The sequence below is a fragment of the Priestia sp. HNGD-A6 genome, assembly GCF_045784335.1.
In the GTDB taxonomy this organism is placed as follows: Bacteria; Bacillota; Bacilli; order Bacillales; family Bacillaceae_H; genus Priestia; species Priestia zanthoxyli.
Map to the genome: position 1 here is coordinate 4,484,176 of NZ_CP138621.1, position 25,286 is coordinate 4,509,461.

At 38.0% G+C, this 25,286-nt stretch carries 29 protein-coding genes; 25 read left to right on the top strand and 4 right to left on the bottom strand.

The features are described 5' to 3' along the window. The first annotated feature begins 22 nt into the window (after positions 1 to 22). From SCI76_RS23060 to SCI76_RS23100, 9 genes are all read left to right on the top strand, one after another. Positions 23 to 1,480, top strand: a complete 1,458-nt coding sequence (locus SCI76_RS23060) for a CoA-acylating methylmalonate-semialdehyde dehydrogenase (RefSeq protein ID WP_048019450.1) — start codon at positions 23 to 25, stop codon at positions 1,478 to 1,480. A gap of 113 nt (positions 1,481 to 1,593) precedes the next feature. Next, the gene (locus SCI76_RS23065; RefSeq protein ID WP_407544456.1) at positions 1,594 to 2,781 is read left to right on the top strand and encodes an MFS transporter; all 1,188 of its coding nucleotides are present in this window, start codon (positions 1,594 to 1,596) and stop codon (positions 2,779 to 2,781) included. Between the two features lie 62 nt (positions 2,782 to 2,843). Then, on the top strand, positions 2,844 to 3,881 hold the full coding sequence (locus tag SCI76_RS23070; RefSeq protein WP_048019452.1) for a Gfo/Idh/MocA family protein: 1,038 nt from the start codon (positions 2,844 to 2,846) through the stop codon (positions 3,879 to 3,881). Between the two features lie 89 nt (positions 3,882 to 3,970). Further along, positions 3,971 to 4,852 (top strand): sugar phosphate isomerase/epimerase family protein, encoded by an 882-nt coding sequence (locus tag SCI76_RS23075; RefSeq protein WP_043981194.1) that lies wholly within the window; start codon positions 3,971 to 3,973, stop codon positions 4,850 to 4,852. Between the two features lie 252 nt (positions 4,853 to 5,104). Further along, a complete protein-coding gene (locus SCI76_RS23080; RefSeq protein WP_048019454.1) occupies positions 5,105 to 6,154 on the top strand; it encodes a LacI family DNA-binding transcriptional regulator in 1,050 nt (349 codons plus the stop codon). A gap of 122 nt (positions 6,155 to 6,276) precedes the next feature. After that, positions 6,277 to 6,582, top strand: a complete 306-nt coding sequence (locus SCI76_RS23085) for a hypothetical protein (protein WP_043981198.1) — start codon at positions 6,277 to 6,279, stop codon at positions 6,580 to 6,582. A 119-nt stretch (positions 6,583 to 6,701) separates the two neighbouring features. After that, positions 6,702 to 7,604: an AraC family transcriptional regulator gene (locus SCI76_RS23090; RefSeq protein WP_048019455.1), complete on the top strand. Its 903-nt coding sequence runs from the start codon at positions 6,702 to 6,704 to the stop codon at positions 7,602 to 7,604. A 244-nt stretch (positions 7,605 to 7,848) separates the two neighbouring features. Next, a complete protein-coding gene (locus tag SCI76_RS23095; RefSeq protein WP_048019456.1) occupies positions 7,849 to 8,790 on the top strand; it encodes a sugar phosphate isomerase/epimerase in 942 nt (313 codons plus the stop codon). 62 nt (positions 8,791 to 8,852) lie between these two features. After that, positions 8,853 to 9,584 carry a nucleotidyltransferase domain-containing protein gene (locus SCI76_RS23100; RefSeq protein ID WP_407544460.1) on the top strand — a complete coding sequence of 244 codons (732 nt, stop codon included), beginning with the start codon at positions 8,853 to 8,855 and terminating at the stop codon, positions 9,582 to 9,584. A 68-nt stretch (positions 9,585 to 9,652) separates the two neighbouring features. Here SCI76_RS23100 and SCI76_RS23105 read toward each other — a convergent pair whose 3' ends face one another. Further along, the gene (locus SCI76_RS23105) at positions 9,653 to 10,396 is read right to left on the bottom strand and encodes an SDR family NAD(P)-dependent oxidoreductase (protein ID WP_407544462.1); all 744 of its coding nucleotides are present in this window, start codon (positions 10,394 to 10,396) and stop codon (positions 9,653 to 9,655) included. Positions 10,397 to 10,513: 117 nt separating this feature from the next. Between SCI76_RS23105 and SCI76_RS23110 the strand changes: the two genes are divergently transcribed. After that, positions 10,514 to 11,356 carry a LysR family transcriptional regulator gene (locus tag SCI76_RS23110; protein ID WP_407544464.1) on the top strand — a complete coding sequence of 281 codons (843 nt, stop codon included), beginning with the start codon at positions 10,514 to 10,516 and terminating at the stop codon, positions 11,354 to 11,356. Positions 11,357 to 11,439: 83 nt separating this feature from the next. Here the strand turns inward: SCI76_RS23110 and SCI76_RS23115 are convergent, their stop codons facing one another. Then, positions 11,440 to 11,769, bottom strand: coding sequence for a four-helix bundle copper-binding protein (locus SCI76_RS23115; RefSeq protein WP_045290877.1), 330 nt, complete (start codon positions 11,767 to 11,769; stop codon positions 11,440 to 11,442). A gap of 182 nt (positions 11,770 to 11,951) precedes the next feature. On the opposite strand from SCI76_RS23115, the gene SCI76_RS23120 reads away from it, so the two are divergent. From SCI76_RS23120 to SCI76_RS23180, 13 genes are all read left to right on the top strand, one after another. Then, a complete protein-coding gene (locus SCI76_RS23120) occupies positions 11,952 to 12,668 on the top strand; it encodes a DUF4396 domain-containing protein (protein WP_048019460.1) in 717 nt (238 codons plus the stop codon). Positions 12,669 to 12,788: 120 nt separating this feature from the next. Further along, complete coding sequence (locus SCI76_RS23125) at positions 12,789 to 13,172, top strand: DUF302 domain-containing protein (protein WP_028409477.1); 384 nt, start codon at positions 12,789 to 12,791, stop codon at positions 13,170 to 13,172. A 166-nt stretch (positions 13,173 to 13,338) separates the two neighbouring features. After that, on the top strand, positions 13,339 to 13,950 hold the full coding sequence (locus SCI76_RS23130) for a DUF421 domain-containing protein (RefSeq protein WP_048019461.1): 612 nt from the start codon (positions 13,339 to 13,341) through the stop codon (positions 13,948 to 13,950). Between the two features lie 245 nt (positions 13,951 to 14,195). Beyond that, on the top strand, positions 14,196 to 14,615 hold the full coding sequence (locus tag SCI76_RS23135; protein ID WP_048019462.1) for a GNAT family N-acetyltransferase: 420 nt from the start codon (positions 14,196 to 14,198) through the stop codon (positions 14,613 to 14,615). A gap of 200 nt (positions 14,616 to 14,815) precedes the next feature. Then, on the top strand, positions 14,816 to 15,373 hold the full coding sequence (locus tag SCI76_RS23140; RefSeq protein ID WP_048019463.1) for a DUF2975 domain-containing protein: 558 nt from the start codon (positions 14,816 to 14,818) through the stop codon (positions 15,371 to 15,373). Positions 15,374 to 15,383: 10 nt separating this feature from the next. After that, entirely contained in the window at positions 15,384 to 15,590 is a 207-nt protein-coding gene (locus SCI76_RS23145) for a helix-turn-helix transcriptional regulator (protein ID WP_048019464.1), read from the top strand. A gap of 122 nt (positions 15,591 to 15,712) precedes the next feature. Continuing rightward, entirely contained in the window at positions 15,713 to 16,024 is a 312-nt protein-coding gene (locus SCI76_RS23150) for a hypothetical protein (protein WP_048019465.1), read from the top strand. Positions 16,025 to 16,077: 53 nt separating this feature from the next. Next, a complete protein-coding gene (locus tag SCI76_RS23155; RefSeq protein ID WP_063247463.1) occupies positions 16,078 to 16,341 on the top strand; it encodes a YesK family protein in 264 nt (87 codons plus the stop codon). 63 nt (positions 16,342 to 16,404) lie between these two features. Then, complete coding sequence (locus SCI76_RS23160) at positions 16,405 to 17,130, top strand: ABC transporter ATP-binding protein (RefSeq protein ID WP_407544469.1); 726 nt, start codon at positions 16,405 to 16,407, stop codon at positions 17,128 to 17,130. Next, the gene (locus SCI76_RS23165) at positions 17,127 to 17,954 is read left to right on the top strand and encodes an ABC transporter permease (RefSeq protein ID WP_048019468.1); all 828 of its coding nucleotides are present in this window, start codon (positions 17,127 to 17,129) and stop codon (positions 17,952 to 17,954) included. Before SCI76_RS23160 ends, SCI76_RS23165 begins: the two co-directional genes overlap by 4 nt. Positions 17,955 to 17,967: 13 nt before the next feature. After that, positions 17,968 to 18,741 (top strand): ABC transporter permease, encoded by a 774-nt coding sequence (locus tag SCI76_RS23170; RefSeq protein WP_048019469.1) that lies wholly within the window; start codon positions 17,968 to 17,970, stop codon positions 18,739 to 18,741. 7 nt (positions 18,742 to 18,748) lie between these two features. Next, positions 18,749 to 19,426: a response regulator transcription factor gene (locus SCI76_RS23175; RefSeq protein ID WP_063247461.1), complete on the top strand. Its 678-nt coding sequence runs from the start codon at positions 18,749 to 18,751 to the stop codon at positions 19,424 to 19,426. Continuing rightward, entirely contained in the window at positions 19,414 to 20,877 is a 1,464-nt protein-coding gene (locus tag SCI76_RS23180; protein WP_221832394.1) for a HAMP domain-containing sensor histidine kinase, read from the top strand. The genes SCI76_RS23175 and SCI76_RS23180 overlap by 13 nt, the downstream gene beginning before the upstream one ends. 233 nt (positions 20,878 to 21,110) lie before the next feature. On the opposite strand, the gene SCI76_RS23185 is transcribed toward SCI76_RS23180, so the two are convergent. After that, positions 21,111 to 21,977 carry an alpha/beta fold hydrolase gene (locus SCI76_RS23185; protein ID WP_407544472.1) on the bottom strand — a complete coding sequence of 289 codons (867 nt, stop codon included), beginning with the start codon at positions 21,975 to 21,977 and terminating at the stop codon, positions 21,111 to 21,113. 257 nt (positions 21,978 to 22,234) lie between these two features. Between SCI76_RS23185 and SCI76_RS23190 the strand changes: the two genes are divergently transcribed. Further along, positions 22,235 to 23,692, top strand: coding sequence for a S8 family serine peptidase (locus SCI76_RS23190; RefSeq protein WP_048019472.1), 1,458 nt, complete (start codon positions 22,235 to 22,237; stop codon positions 23,690 to 23,692). A gap of 92 nt (positions 23,693 to 23,784) precedes the next feature. Here the strand turns inward: SCI76_RS23190 and SCI76_RS23195 are convergent, their stop codons facing one another. Next, on the bottom strand, positions 23,785 to 24,609 hold the full coding sequence (locus SCI76_RS23195) for a hypothetical protein (RefSeq protein ID WP_394553924.1): 825 nt from the start codon (positions 24,607 to 24,609) through the stop codon (positions 23,785 to 23,787). A gap of 232 nt (positions 24,610 to 24,841) precedes the next feature. Between SCI76_RS23195 and SCI76_RS23200 the strand changes: the two genes are divergently transcribed. Continuing rightward, a complete protein-coding gene (locus SCI76_RS23200) occupies positions 24,842 to 25,168 on the top strand; it encodes an antibiotic biosynthesis monooxygenase (RefSeq protein WP_048019474.1) in 327 nt (108 codons plus the stop codon). Positions 25,169 to 25,286: the final 118 nt, after the last annotated feature.

The following is a 25,286-nucleotide window of genomic DNA, read 5'->3' on the forward strand; positions in this document are numbered from 1 at the left end:
AAAAATTGAGAGGAGAATGAACATGACACAAACAACAGTAAAAACAGTAAAAAACTATATTGGCGGCGAATGGGTGGATTCATCTACAAGTCTGACAGAACCAGTTTATAATCCTGCAACGGGTGGAGTCATTGCAGAGGTACCTCTTTCCACAAAAGCAGATGTAGATCAAGCGGTACAGGCTGCAAATGAAGCCTTCAAAGGATGGGCAAAAACTGCGGTGCCAAAACGTGCACGTATTCTATTTAAATATCAGCAGCTATTAGTAGATAACTGGGACGAGTTAGCGAAGCTTGTGACGCTTGAAAACGGAAAGAGCTTTAATGAAGCGCGCGGAGAAGTACAGCGCGGAATTGAATGTGTAGAATTCGCAGCGGGTGCTCCTACGTTAATGATGGGAAAACAGCTTCCTGATATTGCAACGGGCATTGAGTCTGGCATGTATCGCTATCCAATCGGTGTTATTGGCGGGATCACGCCGTTCAACTTCCCGATGATGGTTCCTTGCTGGATGTTCCCTCTTGCAATTGCTTGCGGTAATACATTTGTATTAAAGCCGTCTGAGCGCACGCCGCTTTTAGCAGCAAGATTAGTAGAATTATTTGAAGAAGCTGGATTGCCAAAAGGCGTATTAAACATTGTCAACGGCGCGCATGATGTGGTAAACGGCCTTCTTGAACATAAATTAGTGAAAGCAATTTCGTTTGTAGGTTCACAGCCAGTAGCTGAATATGTGTATAAAAAAGGTACAGAAAACTTAAAGCGTGTTCAAGCATTAGCGGGTGCTAAAAACCACTCAATCGTATTACACGATGCAGATTTAAACGTAGCAACAAAACAAATTATCGGAGCTGCTTTCGGTTCAGCAGGTGAACGCTGCATGGCAGCATCTGTCGTGACGGTGCAAGAAGACGTGGCAGATGAATTAATCTCACGACTTGTTCAAGAATCAAACAATATTGTCATTGGAAACGGATTAGAAAAAGATGTTTTCTTAGGGCCGGTTATTCGTGAAAACCATAAAGAACGTACGCTTAGCTATATTGAAGCTGGCGTAGAAGAAGGAGCTCGCTTAGTTCGTGACGGCCGAGAAGATCACGCGGTAAAAGAGAACGGCTATTTTGTTGGACCCACTATTTTTGATAACGTTACACAAGAAATGAAAATCTGGCAAGACGAAATCTTTGCACCGGTGCTTTCTATCGTGCGTGTAAAAACATTAGGAGAAGCAATTGACATTGCTAATAATTCTCGATTCGCAAACGGAGCTTGTATCTATACAGACAGCGGCGCAAGCGTACGTGAGTTCCGTGAAAATATTGATTCAGGCATGCTAGGAGTGAACGTAGGGGTGCCGGCACCTATGGCGTTCTTCCCATTCTCAGGCTGGAAAGACTCTTTCTATGGCGATCTTCATGCCAACGGTACGGACGGCGTAGAGTTTTATACAAGAAAGAAAATGGTTACGGCACGCTACTAAGAATTTACTTATCGTACGATGGGATACTAGCGACATTTGCTAGTACCCTGTAGTACAATCGTATAAAAAAATAAAAGTCGGTTTTTGCGTCGCAACAAAATGGAAGTGATTAGTTGAGTGCTATAAGTACCGTCAAAGGTAAGTATCTTTTTGCAGCCGTTTCATTTATCTTTTGGTTCTCACAGTTTATTTACGTACCTATTTTGTCTCCTTATATGGAAGGGCTGGGAGGCAAGTATGCCTTTATTGGTGTAGTGTTAAGCAGCTATGGACTCATGCAGCTATTATGTCGCTTGCCGCTCGGGATCTTTTCAGACTTTGTGAAAGTGAGAAAACCGTTTGTTATCTTCGGCATGATAGCCAGCATGTCAAGCTGCCTGCTATTTTCGTTGACCGATAGCTTAATAGGCGTGTTTATATCACGCTGCTTGGCTGGATTGGCAGCTGCAACGTGGGTTGCCTTTACGATTTTATATTCAAGCTACTTTGAACGTGAAAAAACGACTCGTGCTATGAATATCATTTCGTTTATAGTGGTTTTGGCTCAGCTTTTGGGTATGAGTTTAAGCGGTTACATTGTAAGTGAGTGGGGATGGCATGCTCCGTTTTGGATAGGAACAATCTTGAGTGTAATAGGCACTATTCTTTCTCTTTTCATTTACGAGCCCAAAGAGAACGTAAAGAGATCGCCTATAAAGCTTAAAGAATTAATGAGCGTAATAAAAGAGCCGTCGCTATTAAAAATTTCGCTGCTGTCTATTCTAGCACACAGCTTTATTTTCACGACCATGTTTGGTTTTACTCCTGCGTACGCATTAAGCGCAGGATTTAAAGAGAGCGAGCTGAGTTTGATTGTCTTTTCCTTTATGATCTCTCATGCGGCTGCTCCTCTTATTATGGAAAAGCTATTTGTTTGGCGCTTTGGAAAATGGAGCATCTTGAAGGCCGCTTTTTTTCTGGCTGCATTCTTTACCTGTATGATTCCTATGACGGAAAATAAACTTTTGCTTTGTATCATTCAAAGCGTGAACGGGTTTTCATTAGGATTAGTGTTTCCTCTTATGCTAGGAATGTCTATTGAAAGAATAGCTGCAGAAAAAAGAGCTACGGCGATGGGAGGCTATCAAGCTCTGTATGCGTTAGGGATATTCGGAGGTCCTTTTGCTGCAGGAATATTAAATTCTTGGACGGGACTTAAAGCAGGCTTCTTTTTTGCAGCAGCCTTAGGGTTAACCGCTACTGTTTTTGCAGCGGCATGGGATAAGAAAGAAGCGTCAAATAAAGTTTTTAAAGCAAAATAAAACGTGGAACCAAGCATTTATTTCTATTTTTAAAGCTCACATATTAAAGGAGGCCATAGATTATGGTGTTGAAAATTGGTGTTATTGGAACAGGAGCAATCGGACAAGATCATATTAGAAGAATTACAAACACGTTATCAGGCGGAAAAATCGTTGCGGTTACGGATGTAAACCAAGAACAAGCAAAAGCTGTGGTAAAAAATCAAAGCTTGGATGCCGTTATTTACGATGATGGACATGAGTTAATTAAATCAGAAGAAGTAGATGCAGTTGTTGTGACTTCTTGGGGGCCGACGCACGAGGAGTTTGTGCTGGCAGCGATTCAAGCCGGAAAACCTGTATTTTGCGAAAAGCCGCTTGCTACAACGGCAGAAGGCTGTAAAAGAATCGTTGACGCTGAAATTACACACGGCAAGCCGTTGGTGCAAGTTGGTTATATGCGCCGCTACGATACAGGGTATCGTGCTTTAAAGAAAGTGATTGAAAGCGGGCAAATTGGTGAAGCATTAATGGTTCACTGCGCACACAGAAATCCTACGGTACCTGATACATACACGGGCGATATGTCAATTGTTGATACGTTCATCCATGAAATTGACGTTTTGCGCTGGTTATTAAATGACGATTATGTATCTGTTCAAATCGTGGCACCGCGAAAAACGAGCAAGGCACTTGAACATCTGCAAGATCCAATTATGGTGCTGCTTGAAACAAAGCAAGGCGTTCGAATTGATGCTGAGGTTTTTGTAAACTGCCAGTACGGCTATGATATTCAATGTCAAGTAGTAGGAGAAACAGGAATCGCTAATTTACCTGAGCCTTCAAGCGTCGTGTTGCGCAGTGAAGCAAAAAAATCTACTGAAATTTTAGTAGATTGGAAAGATCGATTCATTGACTCTTATGATACAGAGCTGCAAGACTGGATTAACTCAACGCTTAAAGGCGAAGTGAATGGACCTACTGCTTGGGACGGTTACGTTGCGGCCGTTACTTCAGATGCTTGCTTAGAAGCAAAAAAATCAGGAAACATTGTTCCTATTTCGTTAGGTGAACGTCCTGATTTCTACCATAAAACGTTAACTGCAGCAGGCAAACTGTAATTGTAAAAACGGTTTGCTTACAAAACAGCTTAACTAAAACTTAGGGGATGGACACGTCTGGTGTGCATAAAAGAAAGGGGAGCCTTACATTGCGTTTAGCATATGATCCGTCACATTACCGTGACAATACAAGTTTAAAAGATACGATTGATACAGTTGCAAGATTAGGCTATGAATACGTAGAGTTATCTCCGCGCAAAGATTTTATTTGGTTTTATGAATATCCAAAAGTTGATAGACAGCGTATAAAAGACTTAAAAAGATACTGTGCCGATGCGGGGGTAAAGATTTCGTCTGTGCTTCCGGTACAGCAGTGGTCTTCACCAAATGAGCAGGAACGTGAAGCGGCAGTAAGGAACTGGAAGCGTACAATCGAAATTACTTCTGAGCTGGAAGTAGATTTAATGAACAGTGAGTTCAGCGGCGACAAGAGCCGCCCTGTTGAAAGCGAAGCGGCTTTTGTTAAATCGATGGAAGAGCTGATGCCGATTTTTGAAAAAGAAGGAATTAAGCTTAACCTTCAATCGCATCCAAATGATTTTATTGAGTTAAACACAGAAGCAATTGCAATGATTCGTGCGCTGGACAAAGACTGGATTAAATTAGTTTATTCTGTCCCTCATGCTTTCTTTTATGACGATGGCATTGGCGATGTAGCAAAGCATATTGATGAAGCAGGTGATTTGCTTGCACACGTTCTGATTGCCGATACTCTTAACCATAAAGCAGCGTTTGGACTGCGCTATATTGTAAATCCACCTGATGCGAAAGTAACGATTCACCAGCATTTAAATCCTGGTGAAGGAGAAATTGATTTTGACGCACTGTATCGCAAATTAAGAGAAATTAAATTTGACGGCATCGTAACAAACTCTGTATTTGCTTACCCTGATCGACCGGAATGGTCAAACGAAGTAACGTTAAAGTCAATTAGAGAAGGATTAAATATTAAAGAAGGCCTAAACATTTAACGTGATTGACTGAAGTGATGCAAAGCATAACGAGATATGTTTTGCATCACTTTTCATGGTTTATGCTTGAAAGAAGATCAGAACTTGTGGGCATAGCTAGTTTAAAATAGCCTTAATTGTTCTATCCGGACTCCATCATGATGATAAAGAGAGGCTTTATTATGCTAGTAATGTATAATAAAGATAGATGCAAAACGGATAGAACTTTTTATTATAAAATGTTAATTACTACAGATAAAGGTGAGTGAACATATGTCAGTTAAAATGAGTGATGTGGCCAAACTAGCTAATGTAGCTCCAGCTACTGTCTCGCGAGTTCTTAGTCAGCCCCACCTAGTAAGCAAAGAAACGCAGGAAAAAGTTTTAAAAGCCATTGAAGAATTAAATTATCAGCCCCATATCATCGCAAGACAGTTTAGAAAAAAAGAAACAAAAACCATTTTAGTAGTTGTTCCTGATATTACTCATCCGTTTTTTTCTGAAGTTCTTAAAGGAATTCAGCATACGGCGATTAACAGCGGTTACCGAGTAATTTTAGGAGATACAGAAAATGACATTGAGCGAGAAGGAGAGTTTGTTGATTTATTATTCCAAAAGCAAGCGGACGGCATGATCCTTCTAACAGCCCGTATGGATAAAGACAGAATTGAACAAGTCTCCAGACAGTTCCCTACGGTTCTTGCGTGTGAGTACATTGATGGCTTAGATATTTCTACCGTATCTATTGATAATATTAGCGGGGCGCGAAAAATAACGGAGCATTTAATAAGCCTTGGGCATACCAAAATTGCGCATATCACTGGTCCTATGAATGTTATCTTAAGCCGTGATCGATTAAAAGGATACCGCCAAGCGATGATTAGCCACGATTTACCCGTGGATTCCGCTTTTATTCAAGAAGGAGATTTTAGCCTAGAGTCCGGTTATCATCAAATGATTCGCTTATTATCGTTAGAACAACGGCCAACTTCCGTATTTGTTTTTAACGATGAAATGGCGATCGGAGCGATAAAAGCCGCAAAAGACAGCGGGTTAAAAGTGCCTGAAGATATAGCTGTAGTCGGATTTGATAACTCAAAAATGTCGGATATCATTGAACCGCATATTACAACAATTGAGCAGCCTAAATATGAAATTGGAAAAAAAGCGATGGAATTACTGCTTGGATTGATGAGCGGAAAAGCCTTAGAACAAAAAAAGTTTGTATTAAAAGATGAACTAATCGTACGCGAGTCTTGCGGAAGTAAAGCTACAGTGAAAAATTTTATCCAGCTTGAAGGCTCAGCTAAGAAAATTAACTAGTGCTGTTTACATGCTATGATGTTTTTTGCTGAGAAGTAAACAAGAGAGACCATCACCTTTGTCTTCTCTTGTTTACAGCAAAGCGGAAGGAATACTCTGATAAAAAAGAGAAGGTGACTTTAGTGAGGATTAAGGGAACAGTATTCAAAAAAAGAACATATCCAAAGCATCACTATAAAAGAATGGATCATCTTTCTTTTTTAGAGGTGAAAGATAACATCTCCTTTGATGGCGATGCACTGAAAATTCTTCCTGTTCTTAGCCAAAAATCAATGGAATGCTGGAGTATCGGAGATGAAATTGATGTGGAAGGTGAAATGAAGTATATTCGCATCATTACTTCATTAGGAAAACTCAGCTTGCTGCCTGTTCCGGTGTTTATCGTCAAGACAATTAAAGAAATAAAACCATCTTCTGTAACTAGTTAAGCTGTCAGACATAAAACGGCTAATCATCGTCATCAATCATGTTCACATTTTAACGGAATTTAAATTCTGAAATTTCTTATAAATTACAGATTCCTTCAGATAAGAAGGGGGTGAAGCATATGACAGCTAATCTTATCGCGGGGAAAATTTCTTTAAATGAACGTGTTCATCGTACACAAGGAAACGGAGCGTCTTTTCACGTTCATTATTGGGGAGTTATGCCCAAGCACTATGATAATGTCTCTCATAAACATTCTTTCTTTGAGGTGTGTTACGTGCTTGAAGGGAAAGGAATTTATATAGACGACGGGCATCCCTATCCGGTAAAAGAAAATACACTATTTCTTTCAAAGCCCGGCGTATTACACCACATAAAAAGCGATAGGGGGCTTTTTCTCTTGTATGTAGGCTTTGAACTGGTTGAATCAGAATCAACTGAAAAGTGCATCAAGCTAATAGAAGAAGCTAAACGATGTTCTAAAGTAGTAATAGATGTAAAAGAAGATGGAACGGCTCCATTCATTTGGAAGTTTCTTTTGAACCATGCCGCAAAAGGAGAAGATGTCTTTTTTGAAGAAATACTGACAAATTTAGCTCATTCTCTTATTCTTTCGCTCATAAATACTTTTGTTTTGCCTTTAAATTACCATTATCAGAAAGCTGTTCAAAAGACATCTTCTTTAACCCTTAATCTAGCAAAATTATACATTAAAGATAATCTAGCCAATTCTATTAAACTTACGGAGACAGCGACTCATTTACACCTATCTAGCCGGCATCTGTCTCGTCTCTTTAAAACTGAATTAGGTGTCAGCTACTCGGAATATGTACAAAATGAAAGAATTAAAAGAGCTGTGATACTGCTCAAAACAACTGATTTATCGATTAGAGATATTGCTCAAGAAACAGGATTTCCAGATGTTCACTACTTTACGCGGGTTTTTACAGCTTCAATGCGCAGTTCACCAGGACGTTTTCGTAATCTATATACAAAATTAAAAACAACTGCATATAAAGATTAGCCAACTCTTCTTTGCTTACATGTGTCCCAAGCAGAGGAGAGTTATTTTTATGGAATAAAACTAATAAGGTTCAAAAATGTCCTGAAAAGATAAAAAGTAGTCTTCTTAAAGCAAAGACGATTAAGATTCGGAATTATATAATAATAGCTATACTTTATTAAAATTAAATAAAAACGTTTACAATCAGTGTTTTTAGCTTATTGAGATTAAAAGCTGTAGACGAAATTTTTAGGAGGAGAAGACAATGAAATTATCTTATGTAACAGACAGTTTGGGACATTTACCTTTTGAAGAAATGTTAGATGTAATCACAGAGATGGGAATCAATACAATCGAAATGACCACAGGGGGTTGGTCTCCGGCACCCCATTTAAAACTAAATGAATTAGTAGAAAGTGATGATAAGAGAAGTGAATTTTTACATGCATTAGAAAAGCGTAACATCAAGCTTTGTGCGTTAAACTGTTCTGGAAATCCTTTAGATCCAGGTGAACTGGGAAGAGAACATCGGGAAGTAACGGATAAAACGTTTGAACTGGCAAAGTTATTAGGTGTAAAGAAAGTGATCATGATGAGCGGATTACCAGCCGGAAGTCCTGAAGACAAGATTCCAAACTGGATTACGTATACAGTAAGCTGGCCTCCAGTGTTAAAAGAGATTTTAGATTACCAGTGGAATGAAGTAGCCATCCCCTACTGGAAAGAGCTCGTTAAGAAAGCTGAAGCCTGCGATATTGAAAAAATCGCTCTTGAAAACTTCAGCTCTCAACTAGTCTATAACCCTGAAACGTTATTTAAACTTCGTAATGCGGTAGGACCTATCGTAGGATTAAATTTAGATCCAAGCCACTTAATCTGGATGGGCGCAGATCCTATTTTGTCAGCTAGAGAATTAGGAGCGGCCATTCACCATGTTCATGGAAAAGACGTGCGCCTTGAGAGACATCTATCAGCAGTGAACGGAGTGATGGAAACAAAAGAAGTGACGGATGTAGCAAATAGAGCCTGGAATTACGTGGCCGTAGGCTGTGGTCAAGATTTACAGTGGTGGAAAGAGTTTTTCTCTGTTGTTAAGATGATGGGCTATGATGAAGAAGTTTCTTTAGAAATGGAAGATTTAACAATGTCGGTTGAAGCGGGGGTTCGAACTTCTATTGAGGCATTAAAACAAACGCTTAGCTTTTAATTTAAAGGAATTTACACGTTCTAACCAGAAAAACCATATATATTGTTTTTTGGAGGAATACGATGAAAGAGCTAAAAAGGTTAGAACCGCTGCAAGCAGCTACACAATTCATTCTTGAACATTACCCTAACTGTCAAGGCGCATTACTCGCTGGAAGCGTGGTGAGAGGAGAAACTACGCGCACGTCCGACCTTGACCTTGTTATTTTTGATGAGAGTTTTACTTCTTCTTTTAGGGAGTCCCTCATTGAATTTGGATGGGCAATTGAAGTTTTTGCTCATAATCTGACTTCATATCAAGCCTTTTTTAAAAGCGACTGTAAGAGGGCTAGACCGTCACTGCCAAGAATGATTTCCGAGGGAATTATTTTAGAGGATAAAGGAGTGATGCAGGCTATAAAAAAAGAAGCTGCACAATTGCTTGAAAAAGGCCCTGAAAAATGGTCGGAAGAGACGATTAGATTAAAAAGGTATTTTATAAGCGATGCCTTAGATGATTTAATTGGTTCTTCAAATACAGGTGAATCACTTTTTATAGCCAATACGCTCGCTTACATAACGCATGAATTTGTTTTAAGAACGAATGGTCATTGGATCGGGGATTCTAAATGGATTGTCCGGTCTTTAAATCTCTATAGTGAACGCTTTAGTAAAGAGTTTGTAGAGGCATTTGATACCTTTTATAAAACAGGAAATAAAGATAAAGTAATTCAACTGGTGGATAAAGTGTTAGAACCACATGGAGGCCGGCTGTTTGAAGGGTTCTCACTGGGGAAAGAGAGGTTGAATCAGTAGCCTTGTTAGAACCCCGCTACTATTTCTTACTAGTAGTGGGGTTATTTTTTAGGAATATTCACGTATGTTTAAAGAGTTTGCCCGTTATCAATCGTAAACACTTGGCCCGTCACAGACTCTTGCTTTAACTGAAAAAAAATAGCATCTGCGATATCTTCAGGAGAAGAAATGCGCTGAAGGGGTAGATTGCCTGCAAGCTGATACATTTTATCTTCGTTGCCAGCCCACCACCTTGTGTCGACTGCACCAGGAGAGATGCAGTTTACTCGAATATGGGGTGCCAGTGCAATGGCTAACGATTTTGTCATCGTATGAATTGCTGCTTTTGTTGCGGCATAGGGAATAGATGAGCCGATTCCAGTTGTACCCGCAACGCTTCCTACATTAACAATCGCCCCTGACTTTTGTTTTTTTATATGTGGAACGGCTGCTTTTACACAGTGAAACATGCCTTTTACGTTTACATCATATAAAGAGTCCCATACATCATCCGTTGCAGACTCTAAGTCATTCATCGGGATTTGAGCTGTAATACTAGCATTATTCACTAATCCATCTAACCGTCCGAATCGTGTAATCGTTTGATGAATCATTTTATTCACTTCGTGCTCGTTGGCTACGTTCGCTTTAAAAGCAAACGCGATGCCTCCTCTTTCAGTAATCTCCTCCACAACTTTTTTCGCTTCTGTTTCTGAGCTGCTGTAGTTGATAACAAGTTTCGCACCCATGTCAGCTAGCTTTAAAGCCGTTGCTTTACCTACGCCAGTGCCGCCGCCCGTAATAATAAATACTTTATTTTTAAAGTCGATCATTTCTATAAACCTTCCTTTCTCTTAACATCTTTTATTATATCTTCGATGAAAAAAAGGATATAATAGGTAATACTAAGAGAGGTATCATTTAAAATGATAGCAACGGAGGAATTAGAATTGGAAAGCCAAGACTTACGAATATTCAAATGCGTGGCAGAAGCAAAGTCACTATCAAAAGCTGCGGGGGTATTAGGGTATGTGCAGCCGCATATCAGCCAGCGGATTAAAAATCTAGAGGAAGAATTAGACACCAAATTATTGATACGTACGAATCGAGGAGTTACGTTAACAAACGAAGGGGAAGCTTTGTTTGACTACGCACAGCGTATTTTACGTTTAATGGAGGAAGTTAAAGCAGAAGTTAATCCGAATAAGTTTAAAAGATCCTTGATTATTGGTGCCTCGCAGACGATTTCCGCTATTAAAATTCCTTCTTTATTCTCATCTTTTCTGAAAGAACAACAAAATATTGAAGTTAAAATAAAAACAGATAGAAAACAAGCCTTACAAGAAATGCTCTCGTACGGAGAAATTGACGGACTTTTTCTTAGCGGTATCTATAATGAGGCTCAGTTTGAAAGAGTTTATCGCTATGCAGAAAAGGTGGTACTCATCTCACATACGTCTGAAGATATAGAAGAAAAAACCCCACCAATGCTGCTCATCAATAGTGATGTAAACTGCATCTATAGAAACAGACTATTAGCGTTTTCAAAAGAACATCATACACATAAAGCTAACATGATGGAATTTGATTCATTAGAAGCGATTTTACAAGGTGTCCGCGATGGACTTGGGATGAGTGTAGTCCCGGCCAGCGTAGTAAATTCTCGTGGTGATATGAAAAGAATTGAATACCAAGAGCTTGCAGAAGACGTTCAAATTGATTTTATAGTAAAGAAAGGGAAGCAGCGCTCGCAAAGTCTTAAAAAGTTTATTCGTTTTTTAGAAAGCCTATAGATTCTCTCTTCCCGCATCACTAAAAAGAACCCTTAATGCCTGAAATGCGCTTCAAGGGTTCTAGCTTTCTTATGTTCCAAAGATTATGCAGCTAATTTTCTACATTCATCCGCGCATTTCAAGCAAGCCTCTGCACATTTTTGACAGTGGTCATGATCGTGTTTCTTACACTCGTTACCGCATTTTTCGCAAATTTCAGCGCAAACTCCTGCTAGTTCGGCAACGAAAGGCGTTCCTCTTTCTAAAGCTTGTTCCAAATATCCGCAAATATCTGCACATTCTCGGTCAAAACGGATACAGTCCACCATCATCCCTACATTTTCTTCCTTTAGGCAAGCATCAAAACATTGGTTGCAGGCACTCATACATTCATGCAGCGTTTGAATAACAGTTTGATAATTTTCGTTAGACATTGTAAAATTCCTCCTTATTTTTTCTTCTCTCTATTACATTAGACTATAGTTTAGTTTAGTAAACATAATAAACATAAGAGTACTGTAAAACTTATTAAGTAATGAGCAGTCTCTCTTTTTACGTTTAAATATAGGGGTGGAGGGTATGTGGTTGATAGATAAATCTTAAAGGAGTGTAGCACATGAGCTGGCTAGAAATACTTTCTTATATCGCTATTGCAATCGGAATTATTCAATTTTTAGTTATTACAATCGACGTGATCAGGCATCCGCAGATGATGTTTGTGATGAATATTGTGTGGCCTATTACGGGGCTATATTTTCCTGTCGCCGGGATATGGTTTTACTTTAAATTAGGGCGTAAAGATCGAAAAAAACACGATCATGCTCATCATTCCTCTGATCATACCCATGATGCTCATGAGGGTGATCATCACGAGCACCATCATAGTGAAAAGCCTTTTTGGCAAAGTGTTTTTGTATCGACTACGCACTGCAGCAGCGGGTGCTCGATTGGAGATTTAATTGGTGCACCGATTGTATTTTTAACAGGCTGGACGATTGCCGGAAGCGTACTTTTTGCGGATTACGTAGCGGAATTTATTCTCGCTTATATAGCGGGAATTGCTTTTCAATACTACGGCATGAGTATGAAAGATAATAGCTCAAAAGAAGAGTTGAAAAACGCGTTAAAAGCGGATACGTGGTCCCTTATTGCCTTTGAAATCGGCATGTTTGGCTGGATGGCTTTATCACATTATGTCTTTTTTACACAGGCACCCAAACCAGACAGCGCGGTCTTTTGGTTCATGATGCAAATCGCCATGATTATTGGCTTTTGTACAAGCTATCCAGCGAACTGGGTACTTGTTAAAAAAGGTGTAAAACATGCAATGTAATTTTACTTGGGGCTGCTGCCGTTGATATCAGGTTTAAAGCTACAGGATGGGGCAGAATAGTATCGACTCCGAGTTTCGTCTAAAAAAGGAAATCATTTTAATTTAACAGGAGGAGATTTGATGTTTGATTACACGGTAAAAACATCGAAAAGCTTAGAAGAAGCGATTAGTTCTCTAGAAGAAAACTTAAAAAGCGAAGGGTTCGGTGTGTTGTGGAATTTTGATTTAACTGCAAAGCTACAGGAAAAAGGGCAGGACTTTCATACACCGTTTACAGTATTAGAAGTGTGCAATCCGAAAGAAGCTCAGCGTGTTCTTTCGCAAAACCTTTTAGTAGGATACTTTCTGCCTTGTAAAATGGTTGTATATCAAGATGGAAGTGAAACAAAGATTGGCATGCCTAGACCTACGGCAATGATTAATATGCTTCATAATGAAGAGCTTCAACGACTGGCAGAAGATATTGAAACAAGGTTAATCCGCTGTATTGATCAATCGGTGTAAGTGTTACTCAGAGAAAAAATATCAAAACAAAAAGATACCTGAGGGGTATCTTTTTGTTTTTTAATCTTATTAAGATATGAGAAGTGCAAACGGAATTTTTGATACATGAATAATTTACTTTCAGTTGCCTACTCTAAAAGCAAACGGTAATAAAAAGGATGATAGTATGAATTTTATCTGGCAATCTGTAATCTTGATTTTATCGGGAATATTATTACTAAGAATAGCGGGGAGAAAATCGATTGCTCAAATGACGCTCGCTCAAACGGTCGTTATGCTTTCTCTAGGTACCATCATCGTGCAGCCCATTGTTGAAAAAAGTATGTTAAAAGCGATTGGCGGCGCAGCTATCTTTGTTCTTGCTATTTTAGTTTTAGAGTATTTACAATTAAAATTTAATGGGTTTGAAAAATTTCTGACAGGTAAGTCTAAAATCGTTGTAAATGATGGTCAATTAGATACTAAGCAGCTTAAAAAATTACGTTTAACCGCCGATCAATTAGAAATGAGATTACGAAATGCAGGCATATCAACTATAAAAGATGTTAAAACCGCAACAATTGAACCAAATGGACAGCTAGGGTACGAACTTCAAGAAGATGCAAAGTCTTTGACTGTAGGTGACTTTAAACAGTTAATGAATGTATATATGTCATCCTTTTCTCAAACAAATGGACCTTCGCAAGATTTACATAACGAGGTATCGTCTAACCCTTCTTCAGATATATTTGAAGAAATTAATCACGGTTCTAAACCAAACCCTAAATACCTTCAGTGATACAGTCACTAAAAAAGACGGCTTTTTCATATAATAATTATTAAGTAAATGAGCATAGTTGTTTTAGGTTCAAATCGCAGATGATTTGTACCTTTTTTGCGATTAAATATAGAAGTTAACGTTTATACATCATTACTGACATGTATGATATTTTTTATCGTATACACATACTCGTAATGATCTGCCAAGGACTTTTGCTTTTGAAAAAAGAAATAGTTTATAAAAAAACAAAAGGAGTAGATTCTATGAAGGTTTCTTTTTCAAATTCTATAGAAAATGTTGAGTGGTCGAGAATGAAAGAAATTTATCACTCGGTAGGATGGACGAACCATAATGAAGAAAAAATTAAAAAAGTATTTCAATCAAGCAACGTAGTAACGATTGCTTATGATGAAGATAACATAGCAGGGTTTGGCAGAGCTCTTTCAGACGGTGTGTTTAATGCTGCGATTTATGATGTTGTGGTTGATGAGCATTATCAAAACAAAGGAATTGGACAGAAAGTTATAAAAAATTTGCTTGCTCAGCTTGACGATATTTCCTGCGTTCATCTTGTTTCTACAGCAGGTAATGAAGAGTTTTATAGAAAAGCAGGATTTCGGAAAATGAAAACCGGAATGGCTCGTTATTTAAATCCTTCTTTAGCGGAAGAGTATTTAGAATGAGCGATGTCTAAGATCATCGCTTATATAAATTAGCTTTATATATCCATATATAATTACAATAGAACTTCTTATTTTTTATCTAAAACGACTATTATTTATTAAAAAAGATATAAAAATTATTGTTTTTCGATAAATAATTGTTGATTTCCTTATATATACATGGTAAATTAATCCTAACAACAGTTATGGAGGATGTTTACATGAAACGAACAAATGGTTATCGAATTCTTTTTTATCTGGTCAACACGTTATTTTGGTTTAATATTTTTGTAGCAGGTATTATGGGCATGCTGGTTATTTATCTTCATTTTGACGACTCAATCTTACAGAACTCATCTTTTAATTTATCATTAGGAAAAGGATTGTTTGATATTAAGCTGAATGAAAGTCCCGATACAAAATTAGTCCAAATTTGGGTTCTGGCCTTATTGATTTCTTGTTTTCTATCGATTGCAATGCTTTGGAATTTTAAAGTATTATTTAAAAATGCAGCTAAGGGAATTATCTTTGTTTCAAGTAACACAAAAGCCATTTTTGCAACAGGTATTATCTTTTTAATAGGATCGTTTGCAGCTGGAGTTCCCAAGTTTTTTATAGCAGCTAAGTTAGCTCCTTTATTAAATGTCAAACATGGAACTATTACTATTTCATACTCAATAGATGGTATTCTGTTTATAGCAGCTGTTTTTATTCTTCTTTTAGGGGCCTTCTTTAAAAAAGCAGTTGCAATTGCCCAAGAAAATGAACTTACTATATAGGAGGTCAGAGATGATTAGAGTCAATTTAGATGTCATGATGGCCAAAAGAAAAATATCTTTAAATGAACTAGCAGATCGAGTAGGGATTACTAAAAGCAACCTCTCTATCTTAAAAACTGAAAAAGCGAAGGCCATACGTTTTACTACGTTGGAAGCCATTTGTGCAGTGCTAGATTGTCAGCCAGGTGACATTTTAGAATATGTACCAGATGAATAAAAAAAGAGGACGTAGATAAAATCTATGTCCTCTTTTTCTTTCTGGTGTTGAGAATTTATAATTTGTATATTTCAATTTAGTACTATATGGTATTATTTTCTTTAGTTAGGAGGGTATTTGAAATGAGTGTTTCCAAAGAAAATAAGCCGATTTTATTAACCGTTATTTTGCTGGCAGCTGCGTTTGTTGTATTTTTTGCAAATCGGCTGCTTCCCCAAAATTCAATTTTTCCAAGTGAAACCGGTGATTTGACCACTCTGCTGTGGCTGTTTTTTGCGATAGATATTGGCTTTATTGTGGCGTTAGTTTTAGGAGTTCGAACAAATAAGCCGAGCGTCGTGTGGTTTAGCATTATCACAAACAGCATCTTTTTTGTGTTGCTTTCTAGCTTGATTTTTTTATTAGCGATTGCAAATGGAATTTCTGAGCCGTAAGTTTATTATTTTTATTATAGGTGAATGATTAGGATTTAGAGAGGTTGATAGGTATGATGATAGGCGGTCCTTTACTGATTGCCCTGCTGCCAGGTGTACTTATACTCATGTTAACTTGGCTGTTCAGAAAAATGAAATGGAACAAGGTCATTAGAATGCTTCCTTCAATGCTAACCGTTATGGCTGCCGCTGTGTTTGTTTATATTGGCTATGTAGAAGTAAGAGGGTTTGAAGGCGCTGGCTATTTGTTTTTATCCGTATGTTTACTGTTGTTTGCGACTGTTGCATTTATCATTGCCAAAAAACCTGTAGGATAATTTTTATAAACTTTATAAATTCTTTATAAATCCCTCCTATACTACGTGTAGGGGGGATTTAAGATGAAAAATATTATTTTAGAGGTAAAGAGCGTTTCAAAAAAAGTGAGACGTCGTCACTTAGTTAAAGAAGTATCGTTTCAAATTGGGGAAGGAGAAATATGCGGACTGTTAGGGCCAAACGGAGCTGGTAAAACGACGTTAATTCGTTTATTGACGGGGTTGATTAAGCCAACTGGGGGAGAAGTTTTTATTACTAATAAACCTATTGTTTCACAAAGAAAAGAAGCGCTGCAAAGCGTTGGTGCAATTGTGGAGTCGCCCATCTTTTTTCCTTATATGACGGGAAAAGAAAACCTGACAAATTTAGCTCGATTGCATCCATTTTCAACAAAGCAAGAAAGGCAGCAAAGAGTGAAAGAAGTGTTTGATATTGTGGGATTAACCGGCAGAGAAAATGATAAAGTTCGAACGTATTCTCTTGGGATGAAGCAAAGGCTCGGTATTGCTCAAGCACTCCTAGGCGACCCGGACTTATTAATACTAGATGAGCCAGCCAACGGCTTAGATCCAATGGGCGTACGTGAACTGCGCGAGCTGCTTTTTACCTTAAAACGTGACTATAACAAAACGATTCTAATCTCTAGTCATTTACTGGATGAATTACAGCGAGTATGTGATCAAATTGTGGTGATGAGAGAAGGAGAGCTAATGTGGGACGGCGCTTTAGATCAGTTAGCATCCGGTAAAAATCTTGAAGATGCGTTTGTAGAGCTGGTGTCGCAATGAAGGAGCTGTTAGTAGCGGAGTGGGAAAGACTTTGGAAACGAAAAGTGGCCTGGCTGACCTTTTTGTTAGTGCCGGTGGTGCTGTTAGTTGCTTCTTCTTATCTCCAAAAACAAAATGGAGCACTCACAGTCGATTTACCACAGTATACGTTTGCGGGAAACTTTCCTGTGCTGAGCTTAGCCGAAATGTTATTTACAGTTTTTAATGCCATGTTCTTAGTTTTTATTACGCTCGTGGTTACTGAAGAGTACCGGTCAGGACAGCTGCGAATGGTCATGATCCGCTCGTATTCGTTTAAAGAAATTATCATCGCAAAGGCCGCAGTGATTTTGCTGTTTAATTTACTGTTTTTTATCACGTATTTCTGTGTGAGCTATGCGATAGGCTTTCTAATGTTTGAACACCCGCAAAGCTACTTTGTATTTTATCACAGTCATACTTTTAACATAAAAGAAGCGCTAGTATATAATCTTGCATTCTATGGATATGCCTATTTAACGACGATTGCAATATGCTGTGTGCTGTTTTTTATCTCTGTTATTAGTAAAACGACCACTACAGCTGTTGGAATTGGGGTTGCTTTTATACTAATCTCGTTTTCGTATCCGACTTTACTAAGAGGATTTAGGCAGTGGATGAGTGAAGAGTTTTTTGGACAGCTGTTTTTCACTTCCATACCGATGATTCAATGGCAGGGGATCACAGTCATGATGGCAGAGAAACCGCAGTTTGTAGGCTGGAATTTCGGCGTTTTAGGTTTTTATATTTTATTTTTTGGCGGTTTAACATATGTAGCTATTCGAAAAAAAGAATCGTTTCTATAAAAGGAGAGAAGACATGATGACAGGACTTTTTATCAGTGAATTAGAGCGAACGTTTAAACGGAAAAAGACAGCAGTGGTACTAGGTGTGTACATAGGATTACTTGCTTTTATTTGGTTCTTTTTCTTTCAAAGGGGAGGCATTTCATTTTTTGATGCGGCTCATGACGTAAAAATTGATTCTTTAAATTCAGCACCACTGCTTCTTCGAGACCTATCGTTTGTGATTACGTTTATTGTTATTCCTATGTTTGTGGCAGATAGTTTTAACGGCGAGTACACGTCCGGAGCGCTACGTATGGTATTAATTCGGCCGCATCATCGTTTGAAGCTGTTTTTTGTAAAGTGGGCAGTTCAATGTTTACTAGTTTTTATTATTCTTTGTATTACGTGGGTAGTGGGGACATGTCTTGGAAGAATGGTTATGCCTCATGTAAATGAAACGACGTTTTTAGGCGGACATACGCTAGGGACTTTAGGGGCGTTACTATATTCGTTGAAATTTTACGGCATTTGTTTTTGCATCTTTATAGCGGTTATTAGTATCGGGAGTATCCTGAGTGTTCTTATGCCTAATTCCATTTTATCTTACGTCGCAACCATTGGTGCTTTAATTGGAAGTGTGTATGTGTCAGATAAACTAAGCTTCTTTTTCTCCGTAACCGATTCTGTTTTTCATGAATTAAGCAGGCCAAACTCTGAATTTTTAGTGAACCTATTATTTCCAATTTTGCTTATTAGCCTTATAATAAACCTATTCGTATGGAAAAAGAAGGAATGGGTAGGGTGAGATGGAGATGAAGCAAACAATTTTACTAGTGGACGACGAAAAAGACATTATTTCATTTATGAAAGATGCGCTCCAAGATGAAGGATATGAGGTGGTGTTTGCTTACGAAGGGCAAGAAGCGTTAACAAAGTTAAAAATAAATCCAGACTTAATTGTGCTGGATGTGATGATGCCAGGCATGGACGGCTTTGCACTTTGTGAAATGATCCGAAAAAGCATATCGTGCCCCATTATCTTTTTAAGCGCGAAACAAACGGAGCAGGACCGGGTAAAAGGACTATTAGTGGGTGGAGATGATTATTTAGTTAAGCCTTTTAGCATGAAGGAACTAAAAGCCCGCATTTATGCCCATCTGCGCCGAGAGCAGAGAATTAACAGTAACTCCTATAACAGGCTTCATTTTGGAGAGTTAACCATTGATTTAAACGGCTATCAAATTTTACATAGCAATGAAGCAATTCCGTTTACTTCAAGAGAATTTGAGATTATTCATTTTCTGGCTCTTCATCCAGGTCAGGTTTTTACACGCGAGCAGCTTTATGAAAAAGTTTGGGGCTACGACGCGGAAGGAGATTCGTCTACGATTACGGAACACGTAAAGAAAATTAGAGCAAAACTATTAAAATATGACGAAACGCCTTACATCTCAACCGTTTGGGGAATTGGCTACAAATGGGTAAAATAAAAAAATGGATGAACCGAGCAACATTAAAAGCGCAGTTTGTGTTATCGTTTCATTTAATCTTACTGTACAGCCTCCTTGCGACGCTTTTAACGTGGGGCATTGTGATTGCAGTAAACTGGTTTCTTATGCCTGGAGCACTGAATCCCGCAAATTATTATGAAAAACAAATTCCTGATATTCTTCAGTTCGTAAAAGAAAAAGAAGATGCGCTCCTTTCAAGAGATGCTAAAAATCAAGTAGAATCGGTTATTCCGCTAGAAGGAATGGATTATCAAATTATAAATAAAAAAGGGCAAATCGTATATGGATCCATGTCCACTTCATACATAAAAAATAAACGGGATTTTTACTCTCAGGTCAATACCAATATCCGCTCAGGTAAATACATTATAAAAGTTTATCCGCTTTTTAATTCAAAAGACGAAGTAAACGGGGCGATTGCGCTACGGTATCAATTAAATATGGCCTCTGCTAATCCGAATATTAAATGGATCGTTGCGCTTGTCACATTTGTATCGCTAGCCAGCCCGTTTCTTTACTTTTATTTGTTTGCTTATTTGTTTGGAAGACGATTTAGCAAAAAAATTGAACGGCCTTTTAATGAGCTGATGACCGCAGCTAAAAATATTCAGCATAATAATTTAGATTTTTCGCTGTCCGTCACTCAAGACGCCAAAGAATTAAGTCAGCTGCTTCATGCCTTTGAAGAAATGCGAAAAGAATTAAAGCAATCGTTAGCTAAGCAGTGGCAGCTAGAAGAAGACCGCAAAGATATGACGGCTGCGATTGCGCATGATTTACGAACGCCTCTTACGATTATTCATGGACATACGGAAATTTTAGTAGAAGGAAGCAAAAGAGACCCGGAGAGGCTTAATCGATATTTACATACGATTTACACAAATACACAGCGTTCGATTCAACTGTTAAATCAGCTGCAAGAAGTATCTGTCATAGAAAATCCGGGCTTTACCGTAAAGAGAGAGCTAATCGATATAATCTCATTTGTTCACGAGAAAGCAGACGAGTTTCAGCTTTTATGTCAAAAAAAAGAGATTGCCTTTTTACCTTCGGTTAGTGAAGCAGAAGCATTAAGTCAATTTTACGGAGATCCTCAGCGTATTTCTCAAGTGCTAGATAATATCATTACAAACTGTATTCGCTACACGCCTGAACGAGGGGAGATAGGGTGGAATACCGTCATTCATCATAACGAAGTAATCTTTGAAATACATGATACGGGTCCCGGCTTTGCGTTATCGAACAAAGAGCAGGTGTTTAAAAAGTTTTACAGAGAAGATGCGTCGAGAACAAGCGGCCACGGAAACTTGGGGCTAGGTCTTTATATTGCTCATTCTATTGTGAAAAATCACGGAGGAAGCATCACAGCCGATAATAAAGAGACGGGAGGGGCATTATTTAAGATTGTTCTTCCGATGGGAAAGAAGTAAACGCATAAAGAAGAACCCTCAAAAAAGAGAGTTCCAAAAAGGGTAAGTAAGAAAGAAATGTACATGTTCCTTTGGGGGGACTGCATCTGTACAGTAAAATTTATACCCGGTATGCACTTGTTAAAACGTTGAAAAATAAACCAATCATGTAAAAAATAGATGAAATCAGCTTTTAGCATTTAAAAAAAGACTGCAAAACGGCGGTATACCGTATTCTGCAGTCTTTCTCTCGTTTATTTGCTTAAAAACTCTCTCATAAATTTATTCACTTTTTCTGGCTGCTCATGCTGAGGAGCATGCCCTACACCGTCTAAGCGGTGAATCGTTACGTTTGGAACGTACTCTTCAATTCCATCTAAATTACTGTTTTCAAACGCTTCATCTGCATTTCCCCATACAATTAAAGTCGGAGAGTGAAATACTTTATGCGGAAGGGCAACAGGTTTATGAACGCGCTCTTCAAACGGATAAAGAGAAGACGCACGGTAGTAGTTAAGCATGGATTTCATCGCATTCGGCTGATTCCACGCCTCTACGTATTTAGCTTCTTCTTCTTTTGTTAAATAGCCTTTTTTGATGCCAGGCTCCGTCAGCATGTTTCTTAGCTTTTCACTATTATTTGCGAGTAGCTCATCTTGAGAATTTGGCTGTTGGAAAAAGCTCATATAGCTGCTTGCTTCTCGTTGAGCAGGGTTTTCAGCAAGCTCTCTTATAAATGTATAAGGATGCGGTGCATCGAACATCACTAACTTTTTGACATACTGCGGATACGTATAAGCAAATGCCCATGCTACAGCGCCGCCCCAATCGTGTGCTACTAACACACACTCTTTTTCACCAAATGCTTCAATTAACTGTTTTACATCTTCCATGAGAAGAGGCATGCTGTAAGAAGAAATTTCTTCTGGCTTATCTGATAAGTTATAGCCTCGCATATCTACAGCTACCACGCGATAATCTTTGGAAAACTCTTCCAACTGATGGTGCCACGTGTACCAAAAGTAAGGGAATCCGTGTAAAAACAGCATAAGCTCGCCTTCACCTTTTGTTACATAATGAAGATTTACATCATTTACTTTTACATAACCGTCTTTAAACATGTTACTCATCCTTTCGCTTTTAACCTTTATTATAGAAAAACTTTACTCTTTATTAGTTGATGTATCAAACAATAAGGTTTCCTTACGCTATAAATAAGCTATAAAGCTCTCTTAAAACCCTTATTTTGGTTATTATTTGTGAAATATAACCACAGTTTTATTTTGAATAATCTTAATCTATTAGAAAAACTTGGAATTTAAAAGAGTATGTAATAAGATAGTATATGATAAATATTTCCATATATAGGAGGAGACATATGCAAAAGAAAATTCTACATACGGTGCTTTCACTGGCAGTAGGAGCAGGAATATTTGCTGTTGGCGGAGTTCCTACTCAAGCTAAGAGTCAAGATCAAAAGGTAAGTAACACATACACAATCGCTTTTAAAAATGGATTGCCAGACAACTATCAAGAGATTATTCAAAAAGCTGGTGGCAAAGTGACTAAAGCGCTTCCTGAAGTAGGAGGGATAGAAGCTCAATCTGAACAGGCTTCTTTTCTTAATAATTTAAAAGGGAATTCTTCGATCGAAGCTGCTAATAGAGAAATTCCTCTAAGCTTGGACAAAACATCAGGTAGTCCTTATAACTATCAGTCTAATATTATCAGTTCACAGAATGTAGATAATTATTGGGACTCTCAGTGGGATATTCAACGAGTGACAAATGGCGGAAAATCTTATGATGTAGAAACAGGCGGATATAAAAATAAAGACGGTAGTACAACTCATAAAGCAGTGGTGGGAGTAATTGATACGGGTATTGATGCATCTCATCCTGATTTAAAAAATAATATACTAGGTGGACGTAATCTTGTTCCGGCTGGAATGGACGAATCTGAAACTGGAGATCCCGCAGATATAAAAGATCGCAATGGACACGGTACGCATGTTGCTGGGATCATTGGAGCGAATGGAAAAGTAAAAGGAGTAGGACCAGAACTTGGAATACGTTCTTATCGCGTACTGTATTCAGAGCAAGCTCTTGGAATGCCTGCTTGGATTATAGACGGAATTATTGCCGCAACCAATGATAAAGTCGATGTGATTAATATGTCTCTTCGTTTCTATAATAATAACAAGATGACTATTGAAGGAGAAAGCTATAAATCAATTGCGGAAACACTGCTTTGGAAAAGAGCCATTCAGTATGCCGTGAAAAATGGCGTAACGGTCGTAGCCGGTAGTGGAAACGAAAGTTTAAATTTAGATAATAAAAAGGAAGTAAACGACTTTTTAAATACCTTGTATGAACCATATGGTATAAGTGTCAAAGGGCCAGCAACTGTCGTACCGGCGCAAATGCCAGGAGTAATTAATGTTTCGGCTTCCACAAAATGGTCGACTCAGCAGCTTGCTTTCTACTCTAATTATGGAAACAGCGCCATTGACGTGGCGGCTCCAGGAGGAGATTTCGGAGAGAAATATGCAAAAACTAATGATCCTGCAACAGCTGATCCAAACAATTTAATCCTAAGTACATGGCCGACTTATTTAGGGACTTCCTATGAGTTAAACGCCGGTACTTCCATGGCAACTCCTCAAGTAGCTGGAATTGCAGGAGTTCTTAAAGCAGCTCATCCTGAGTATAAACCCGCTCAAGTAACAGCACGTATTAAGCAAACAGCTGTTGACTACGGAAAAAAAGGACACGACGCTTTATTTGGTTCAGGAGAAGCAAATGCTTATAGAGCGTTAGAAGATATAAAGAATTAGTACTTGTAATGGATACAGTAAAAAGTCTCCCTAAAACATTGCTTTTAGGGAGACTTTTTTGAAAAATTATCATCTTGAGCATTAGTGCTTTCTTAAAAATCACCGGCCTTGGCAATTCCTAAATTAGATTCAAAGTCAGTAATGTACACACAGGCATTTGTATATTTATCATAGGAATTATAGCGAAAGTTTCTGCTTATATTATAATCTCCACTTATAGGTTTATAGGATTGAATTGATTTAATTTGATCGTTAAGAGACAAATCAAAATTATGAGTGGCTTTTTTTAATTGCTCGAGCTGGAGCTTGGTGAAACTATCGCGGTGCTTTTGGATTTCGTCTTGCATGAGCTCTATTTTATATTTAGATGCGGTGTTGATATGATTAATCGCAGGCCCCATATCTTTTTTTATTTGTGCTTCGGAAGAATGAAAGTGTTTATCATCAAATGAGTCTAACACGTTACTGCTTTCTTCCGAAGTTTTTGTTGCATCTATAACGTCATGCATATTGTTCATGAGCGTAACTTCATAGATCGTCTTGCTTGAATTGAATTTTTTATAGGATGTTACATACTCTTTTTCTGTTAAAGTATCTACGTCTTTTGCTAAGTGGGCTATGCTTTTTTTTAGCTCGCTATCACTTTGTGTTTCTACTTTTGACGTACTATTAATAGACGCAGACAGCAGGTTAAAATCATTTTTGTAGCTTTGAAACGTTTTATCTTCTATCTTTCCGTCATTATTAATTAAGCGTTCGGACTCGTTTTGCAGAAATTTCAGCTCTATGGCCAGCTCTTTTTTTGCTTCGGTTTCATCTATGCTCTCATTGTTTGAAGTTGTGTGACTGCACCCCATTAATCCAAGCGCCAAAGCTATCGTAATGGTCCCAGTTGTTATCTTACTTATGTTCCTCATGTTGAAACTCCATTTCTCTTTGTTTATTACTTACTTATAAAGACTATATCATATAAATGGAATATTTATGTTTATATACTATTAAATGTTACATTTTGTATAGGTAAACTTAAAAAAGTATTATAATGGAATTTATAAAAATAGTACTAAAAGAAGATAAAGGTAATAGAAAAATTAATTATGCATTTATACTTTTTTACTATTAATATGACGTCTAAAGGAGGAAATCAATATGAGTGGAATTGCTAAAACCCCCGAACCGCCTTATTATGCCGTTATTTTTGCTTCTGAAAGAACAGAAGGCGAGAAGGGTTATGGAATAATGGCAGATAAAATGGTGGAGCTTGCATCTAAACAAAAAGGCTTTTTAGGAATAGAAAGTGCCAGAGATCAAGATTTAGGCATTACCGTTTCGTACTGGGACTCTTTAGAATCAATCAAAATGTGGAAAGAACATTCAGCTCACCGCGCAGCCCAGCACAAAGGAAAAACAGAATGGTATCAAACGTTTTCGCTTAGAGTGTGTAAAGTGGAAAGACATAGCTTTTTTGAGATGTAAGACGTATATGGCTGATTATTTTGCAACAAGGGAGAAGCCGTTATGTTTTATGGCGTTATAGGATTTATAGCCGTTTTTATTACTTTGTGTTCATTAGAAGCAAAGCTAAAAACAATCG

Bases quoted from the DNA above. Each gene is read 5' to 3' on its own strand.
- SCI76_RS23095 (WP_048019456.1), top strand. From the start codon at position 7,849: ATGAAATTATCTTATGTAACAGACAGTTTGGGACATTTACCTTTTGAA.
- SCI76_RS23080 (WP_048019454.1), top strand. From the start codon at position 5,105: ATGTCAGTTAAAATGAGTGATGTGGCCAAACTAGCTAATGTAGCTCCA.
- SCI76_RS23115 (WP_045290877.1), bottom strand. From the start codon at position 11,769: ATGTCTAACGAAAATTATCAAACTGTTATTCAAACGCTGCATGAATGT.
- SCI76_RS23160 (WP_407544469.1), top strand. From the start codon at position 16,405: ATGAAAAATATTATTTTAGAGGTAAAGAGCGTTTCAAAAAAAGTGAGA.
- SCI76_RS23150 (WP_048019465.1), top strand. From the start codon at position 15,713: ATGAGTGTTTCCAAAGAAAATAAGCCGATTTTATTAACCGTTATTTTG.
- SCI76_RS23090 (WP_048019455.1), top strand. From the start codon at position 6,702: ATGACAGCTAATCTTATCGCGGGGAAAATTTCTTTAAATGAACGTGTT.
- SCI76_RS23155 (WP_063247463.1), top strand. From the start codon at position 16,078: ATGATGATAGGCGGTCCTTTACTGATTGCCCTGCTGCCAGGTGTACTT.
- SCI76_RS23185 (WP_407544472.1), bottom strand. From the start codon at position 21,977: ATGTTTAAAGACGGTTATGTAAAAGTAAATGATGTAAATCTTCATTAT.
- SCI76_RS23070 (WP_048019452.1), top strand. From the start codon at position 2,844: ATGGTGTTGAAAATTGGTGTTATTGGAACAGGAGCAATCGGACAAGAT.
- SCI76_RS23145 (WP_048019464.1), top strand. From the start codon at position 15,384: ATGATTAGAGTCAATTTAGATGTCATGATGGCCAAAAGAAAAATATCT.
- SCI76_RS23165 (WP_048019468.1), top strand. From the start codon at position 17,127: ATGAAGGAGCTGTTAGTAGCGGAGTGGGAAAGACTTTGGAAACGAAAA.
- SCI76_RS23195 (WP_394553924.1), bottom strand. From the start codon at position 24,609: ATGAGGAACATAAGTAAGATAACAACTGGGACCATTACGATAGCTTTG.
- SCI76_RS23175 (WP_063247461.1), top strand. From the start codon at position 18,749: ATGAAGCAAACAATTTTACTAGTGGACGACGAAAAAGACATTATTTCA.
- SCI76_RS23125 (WP_028409477.1), top strand. From the start codon at position 12,789: ATGTTTGATTACACGGTAAAAACATCGAAAAGCTTAGAAGAAGCGATT.
- SCI76_RS23100 (WP_407544460.1), top strand. From the start codon at position 8,853: ATGAAAGAGCTAAAAAGGTTAGAACCGCTGCAAGCAGCTACACAATTC.
- SCI76_RS23170 (WP_048019469.1), top strand. From the start codon at position 17,968: ATGATGACAGGACTTTTTATCAGTGAATTAGAGCGAACGTTTAAACGG.
- SCI76_RS23140 (WP_048019463.1), top strand. From the start codon at position 14,816: ATGAAACGAACAAATGGTTATCGAATTCTTTTTTATCTGGTCAACACG.
- SCI76_RS23180 (WP_221832394.1), top strand. From the start codon at position 19,414: ATGGGTAAAATAAAAAAATGGATGAACCGAGCAACATTAAAAGCGCAG.
- SCI76_RS23190 (WP_048019472.1), top strand. From the start codon at position 22,235: ATGCAAAAGAAAATTCTACATACGGTGCTTTCACTGGCAGTAGGAGCA.
- SCI76_RS23105 (WP_407544462.1), bottom strand. From the start codon at position 10,396: ATGATCGACTTTAAAAATAAAGTATTTATTATTACGGGCGGCGGCACT.
- SCI76_RS23120 (WP_048019460.1), top strand. From the start codon at position 11,952: ATGAGCTGGCTAGAAATACTTTCTTATATCGCTATTGCAATCGGAATT.
- SCI76_RS23060 (WP_048019450.1), top strand. From the start codon at position 23: ATGACACAAACAACAGTAAAAACAGTAAAAAACTATATTGGCGGCGAA.
- SCI76_RS23135 (WP_048019462.1), top strand. From the start codon at position 14,196: ATGAAGGTTTCTTTTTCAAATTCTATAGAAAATGTTGAGTGGTCGAGA.
- SCI76_RS23130 (WP_048019461.1), top strand. From the start codon at position 13,339: ATGAATTTTATCTGGCAATCTGTAATCTTGATTTTATCGGGAATATTA.
- SCI76_RS23200 (WP_048019474.1), top strand. From the start codon at position 24,842: ATGAGTGGAATTGCTAAAACCCCCGAACCGCCTTATTATGCCGTTATT.